Annotated in this window: 5 protein-coding genes and 1 pseudogene; all 6 read right to left on the bottom strand. The window is 69.1% G+C overall.

Annotated features, from left to right (window positions below; translation table 11 throughout):
* Window positions 1-113 (bottom strand): annotated as a pseudogene (locus tag FQ377_RS10480) (superoxide dismutase); the annotation flags it as partial.
* A 103-nt stretch (window positions 114-216) separates the two neighbouring features.
* Entirely contained in the window at window positions 217-1197 is a 981-nt protein-coding gene (whiA, locus tag FQ377_RS10475) for a DNA-binding protein WhiA (RefSeq protein WP_148601191.1), read from the bottom strand.
* Between the two features lie 10 nt (window positions 1198-1207).
* Window positions 1208-2230 carry a gluconeogenesis factor YvcK family protein gene (locus FQ377_RS10470; protein ID WP_148601190.1) on the bottom strand — a complete coding sequence of 341 codons (1023 nt, stop codon included), beginning with the start codon at window positions 2228-2230 and terminating at the stop codon, window positions 1208-1210.
* Window positions 2230-3129: an RNase adapter RapZ gene (rapZ, locus tag FQ377_RS10465; RefSeq protein WP_148601189.1), complete on the bottom strand. Its 900-nt coding sequence runs from the start codon at window positions 3127-3129 to the stop codon at window positions 2230-2232. The genes FQ377_RS10470 and rapZ overlap by 1 nt, the downstream gene beginning before the upstream one ends.
* 98 nt (window positions 3130-3227) lie before the next feature.
* Window positions 3228-5312 (bottom strand): excinuclease ABC subunit UvrC, encoded by a 2085-nt coding sequence (gene uvrC / locus FQ377_RS10460; RefSeq protein ID WP_148601188.1) that lies wholly within the window; start codon window positions 5310-5312, stop codon window positions 3228-3230.
* A 105-nt stretch (window positions 5313-5417) separates the two neighbouring features.
* A complete protein-coding gene (locus tag FQ377_RS10455) occupies window positions 5418-6083 on the bottom strand; it encodes an HAD hydrolase-like protein (protein WP_262364397.1) in 666 nt (221 codons plus the stop codon).
* Between the last annotated feature and the right edge of the window lies 1 nt (window position 6084).

The raw sequence follows: 6084 nt of genomic DNA, 5'->3' as shown, positions 1-6084 counted from the left end.
TTGACGTAGGTGGCGTGGTGCTTGGAGTGATGCAGTTCCATGATCCGGCCCGAGATGTGCGGCTCCAGGGCCGCGTAGTCGTAGTCCAGATCCGGCAGTACGTACTCGCTCATACAATCCTCCTGATCGGTCCGATGCGTCCGCGCTGGTCCGGCCCCGCGGGCCTGCGCCCCGCTCGGTGGGAAGCGGGCTTCCTGCTCCATCCTATGCACTCCTTCACTCCTCGAGCATGTCGGCGGTGACATTGGCGTCCGTCCCGGGGATCCCGGTGTCCGTCGCCTTCCTGTCGGCCATCGCGAGCAATCTCCGGATCCGCCCCGCGATGGCGTCCTTCGTCATCGGCGGATCAGCGAGACGGCCGAGCTCGTCGAGGCTCGCCTGCTTGTGTGCCACCCTCAGCTCCCCCGCGTACCGGAGGTGCTCGGGAACGCTACCGGCGAGGATCTCCAGCGCCCGCTCCACGCGGGCCCCCGCTGCGACGGCAGCCTGCGCCGAGCGCCGCAGATTGGCGTCGTCGAAATTGGCCAGGCGGTTCGCCGTGGCACGAACCTCCTTGCGCATGCGGCGCTCCTCCCACATCATCAGGGCGTCGTGGGCGCCCATCCGGGTCAGGAGCGCGGCGATCGTGTCGCCGTCCCGGATGACCACGCGATCGACGCCGCGCACCTCGCGGGCCTTGGCCGCGATGTCGAGCCGCCGCGCTGCTCCGACGAGCGCGAGGGCCGATTCCGGTCCCGGACAGGTCACCTCGAGGGACGAGGAGCGGCCGGGTTCGGTCAGTGACCCGTGGGCGAGGAAGGCGCCACGCCAGACCGCCTCGGCGTCCGACGTCGAACCGTTGACGACGGCGGACGGGAGACCGCGCACGGGCCGGCCGCGGCTGTCGAGCAGGCCGGTCTGTCGGGCGAGCGACTCGCCGTCGCGGACCACCCGGAGCACGTAGCGGCTGCCGCGCCGGAAGCCTCCACCCGTCACCACGACGATCTCGCTGGGGTGACCGTAGACCTCGGCGATGGCTGTGCGCAGGCGCCTCGCGGTCGACGCGAGGTCCACCTCCGCCTCGATGACGATCCGGCCCGAGATGATGTGGAGGCCCCCCGCGAATCTGAGGAGGGCGGACACCTCGGCCTTCCGGACCGACGATTTCTTGACCTCGAGGTGCGACAGCTCCTCTTTGACATCAGCGGTCAGGGCCACGGAAAAACTCCTAGTTCTCACCGAACATGTCGTTGTAGGACGTTGCCAGCCGCAGTGGATCGTGGACGGGCTTACCGGTCGAAACCCCTACTGTACCGAAAACGGCCCGCCCGCCCAGCCGGGCGGCCGCACGCTCGAAGTCCGCACGGTCGCCCACCACGGACGGATCGGCGAGGACCACGTCGACGGTGAAGTCGGGCGCGTAGCGGGAGATCACGGTGAGGTGGTCCACCGCGCTCATGCCCTGGGTCTCCTTGGTGTCGTTGCTCAGGTTCATGGTCAGGCAGCGCCGTGCCGAGGTACGGCACAGGGCGTCACGCAGCTCCGGGAGCAGCAGGTGCGGCAGCACCGACGTGTACCAGGAGCCGGGTCCGAGAATGACCCAGTCCGCGAGTTCCACGGCCTCCAGCGCGTCCTGGCAGGCGGGGGCGCCCGCCGGCAGCAACCGGACGTCACCCACGTTGCCCACATCGGCGGCCACCGCGAGCTTCGCCTGACCGGTGACGGTGCTGACGCGCAGGGAGCCCTGGCTCTCGCTGAGGATGTCCCCCTCGATGGTGAGCGGAACACTGGCCATCGGCAGGACCGTGCCCCTGGCACCCAGGAGCGCCCCGGCCCACTGGAGTCCGGCCACCGGGTCCCCGAGGAGTTCCCACAGCGTGACGATCAGCAGATTGCCCATGGCATGGTCGTCGAGCGATCCCTCGGCACCGTCCTTCGAGGTGAAGCGGTGCTGCATCACATCGCGCCACGTCCTGCCCCAGTCGGTGTCGTCGCACAGGGCCGCCAGCGCCATGCGGAGATCACCCGGTGGCAGGACGCCGAGTTCCCGCCGCAGGCGGCCGGAGGATCCGCCGTCGTCGGCGACGGTGACCACGGCCGTCAGCTCCTGGGTCAGCAGTCTCAGGGCGGACAGGGACGAGGACAGCCCGTGGCCACCACCGAGGGCGACGACGGAGGGTTGGGTACCGTGGCCCCCGTGTCCGCGGCCCGCAGGCGGGATGAGCGGCAGAGGCCCGGAGAACAGCGCCACTACTCGCGACCGAGATCGCGGTGGTGCGCGGTCACCTGCACCCCGGGAAGTTGCGCCAGGCGCTGCGCGATGTCCTCCGTCACGGCCACCGAGCGGTGCTTTCCCCCGGTGCATCCGATGGCGAGGGTGGCGTAGTGCTTGTTCTCCCGGCGGTACCCGTCGAGCGCGGGGACGAGCGCGTGCACGTACCGGTCGATGAAGTCCCCGGCGCCCTGCGCTCCCAGGACGTAGTCACGCACCTGCGGGTCGAGCCCTGTGTGGGGGCGCAGCGCGGGCACCCAGTGGGGATTGGGGATGAAGCGTACGTCCGCGACGAAGTTCGCATCCACCGGGAGTCCGTACTTGAAGCCGAAGCTCATCACGTTGATGCGCAGTACGATCGGGCCGGAGTCGGAGAACAGTTCGGTGACACTCGTGGCCAGGGCGTGGACGTTCAGCTCGGTGGTGTCGATCACGATGTCGGACGACTGCTTGAGCACCGTGAGCAGCTCGCGCTCCGCGGCGATGCCGTCGAGGATGCGCCCGTCGCCCTGCAGGGGATGCGGGCGGCGGCCCTGCTCGAACCGGCGCACCAGGACGGCGTCGGAGGCGTCGAGGTAGAGGACGCGGTAGTTCATGCCCGCGGCGCGGAGACCGTCGAGCGCGGTCTTCATCTCACTGAAGAGCTCCTTGCCGCGGACGTCCATCACGACGGCGAGCTTCGGGATGGAGTCCGGCGTCCGGGCGACCAGTTCCGTGAGGGTGCTCAGCATCTGGGGTGGCAGGTTCTCCACGACGTACCAGCCATGGTCCTCCAGGGCGTTCGCCGCCGTGCTGCGGCCGGCGCCGGACATGCCGGTCACCACGAGCAGCTCCGATTCGGGCGGTTTGACCGGAGTCAGACTCGTGGCCTCAGTCATCGTGGTGCATCCGTTCCGGCTCGACGGGGAACCCGCAGTGCGGGCAGCCCTGGTGTGGTCTCTGGGGCGGTCTTCCTGCAGCCGCCCGCCCAGCCTAGCTAACTCTCGATGATCTCGCCCGTGGCCATGTTGACCGCCGGCGCCGCGGCGTCGTCGGGCACATCGGACAGCGAGGTCCGGATGGTCGCCGCGAGGGCCGGGCCGATCCCCTGCACACCCACGAGCTCCTCCACCGAGGCACCACGGATCTTCTTGACCGATCCGAAGTGCTTGAGGAGGGCCTTGCGCTTCGCCGGCCCCAGCCCGGCGATCTCGTCCAGCGCCGACGCCGTCATCGATGCTCCACGCTTCTGGCGGTGGAAGGTGATCGCGAAGCGATGGGCCTCGTCGCGGATGCGCTGGAGCATGAACAGGCCCTCGGAGGCACGCGGCAGGATCACGGGGAATTCGCTGTCCTGTACCCAGACCTCCTCGAGTCGCTTCGCGAGGCCGATCACGTACACGTCGTCGATGCGAAGGTCCTCGAGCGCGCGGGAGGCCGCTGCCACCTGCGGCGGCCCTCCATCGACCACGACAAGATTCGGAGGGTAGGCGAATCTGTTCCGGGTGGTGGCCGTCGTCGTGTCGCTGATCGGCTGACCGTCGTGCACCCCCGCATCCCCTACCGACGTGGCGGCAGCGTCGTCGGGCACGGCAGCCACCGCGTCGGGGTGGTCGATCACCGATGCGTCGTCGTCGACCGGGCGATCGGGGGCATCGCCCACCGGAGGTGGGACGGCCCTGCCTGCGAGGTAGTTCCTGAAACGGCGGTGGACGACGTCGTACATGGACGCGGTGTCGTCGCGGGCCGCCTCCCCGGTGATCGAGAACTTCCGGTACTCGGACTTCCGCGGCAGGCCGTCCTCGACGACGACCATGGACGCCACGACATTGGTGCCCTGGACGTGGGAGATGTCGAAGCACTCGATGCGCATGAGCGGCTGCGGGAGGTCGAGTGCCTCCTGCAGTTCCTGGAGCGCTGCTGAACGCGTGGTGATGTCCCCGGCGCGCCGGCTCTTGTGGAGGCGCAGGGCATCCGCGGCGTTCTGCCCCACGGTACTCATGAGGGTTGCCTTGTCGCCACGCTGGGGTACCCGTACGTCGACCCGCGCCCCACGGAGTCCGCGGAGCCACTCCAGCATCTGCTCCTGGTTGCTGGGGAGCACGGGGACGAGCACCTCCCGCGGGATCTGCTCGTTGCTGCTGCTGCCCTCGCCGTAGACCTGCTGGAGCAGGTGCTCCACGAGGTCCGGCGTGTCCATGTCCTCGACCTTCTCGACCATCCAGCCGCGCTGCCCGCGGATCCGGCCGCCGCGCACGTGGAAGACCTGGGCCGAGGCTTCCAGCTCGTCCTCCCGGAGCGCGAAGATGTCCGCGTCGGTGTCCTCGCTCAGCACCACGGTGTTGCGCTCGAACACGCGGCGCAGTGCGGCGATGTCGTCGCGCAGGCGAGCAGCAGACTCGTAGTCGAGCTCGGCGACGGCCTCCTTCATCTTTTGCTCGAGGCCCGAGATGAACTTCTTCGAGTCGCCGGCCATGAAGTCGCAGAAGTCGTGGGCGAGCTCCCGGTGGTCCTCGGGGCTGATCCGCCCCACGCAGGGCGCCGAGCACTTGTCGATGTAGCCGAGGAGGCAGGGGCGCCCCGTCCGCTCGGCCCGCTTGAACACCCCGGAGCTGCAGGTGCGCACCGGGAAGACACGGAGCATGGTGTCGACGGTCTCGCGGATGGCCTTCGCCGGGTAGAAGGGGCCGAAGTAACGGGTGTCCTTCTTCTTGTCGCCCCGCATGACCTGCACGCGCGGATACTTCTCCCCCATGGTCACGGCGAGGTACGGGTACGACTTGTCGTCGCGGAACATGATGTTGAACCGCGGATCGAACTCCTTGATCCACGTGTACTCGAGCTGCAGGGCCTCGAGTTCGCTGCCCACGACGGTCCATTCCACGCTCGCCGCCGTGAAGACCATGGACCGGGTGCGCGGCAACAGGGACTGCGGGTTGGCGAAATAGGAGTTCAGGCGTGATCGGAGATTCTTCGCCTTGCCCACGTAGATGACGCGGCCGTGCTCGTCGCGGAAGCGGTAGACGCCGGGATCGAGGGGAATCTCGCCGGTCTTCGGCCGGTATGCCACTGGGTTCGCCACGGCTTCAATCCTAGGGCTGGGCGGTGACACACCCCGACGTGGGGCCTGTCTGTCCGCTGACCGCTGAGTGCGGCGGGACCCACGTGGGTGGTTCCTGGCGAAGGATCAGGGATTTCCTTGGATGAGGGTCGACAGTTCACCGGCGGAGTGCACGACGGCGAGGGCGCCGGCGCCCTCCAGTTCGCCGGGAGCGGCGAAGCCCCAGTCCACGCCGATGCAGGCGATGCCGTTGGCCAGTGCACCCTCGACGTCGTGCCGGCGGTCACCGATCATCACGGCCCGCCCCGCAGCGTGCGGGTGCGCCTCGAGCGCTGCCCGGATGATCGGGGTCTTCCCGCCGATGGTGCGGCTCTCGTCCCGGGGGGAGCCGTGCACGGACGCGAAGAGGTGCCGCATGCCCTGGACGGTCAGGAGCTCCTCCGCGAGCCACTCGGGCTTCTGGGTCGCCACGGCGACCACCGCACCATCGTCGGCCAGCGCCCGCACACACTCGATCACTCCGGGGTAGGGACGGCTCTGCTGCAGGCCGGTCGACAGATACCCGGCACGGTACGTCGCGACGACGTCACGGACGGCGTCAGCGGGGACGCCGGCGACCGCGGTGAGCGACTGGACCAGGGCAGGTCCCACCATCGCGTGCAGGGTCTCCTCGTCGGGGACCTCGAAGCCGTGACTGCGCAGCGCGGCACCGATCCCGTCCGTGATCGCTCCCGCCGGATCCACGAGGGTGCCGTCGAGATCGAAGAGGACCAGCGAGTAGGTCGGAGCCACC

The organism is Arthrobacter echini (genome assembly GCF_008107445.1).
GTDB lineage: Bacteria > Actinomycetota > Actinomycetes > Actinomycetales > Micrococcaceae > Arthrobacter_D > Arthrobacter_D echini_A.
This window is presented reverse-complemented; position numbering and strand designations above follow the sequence as displayed.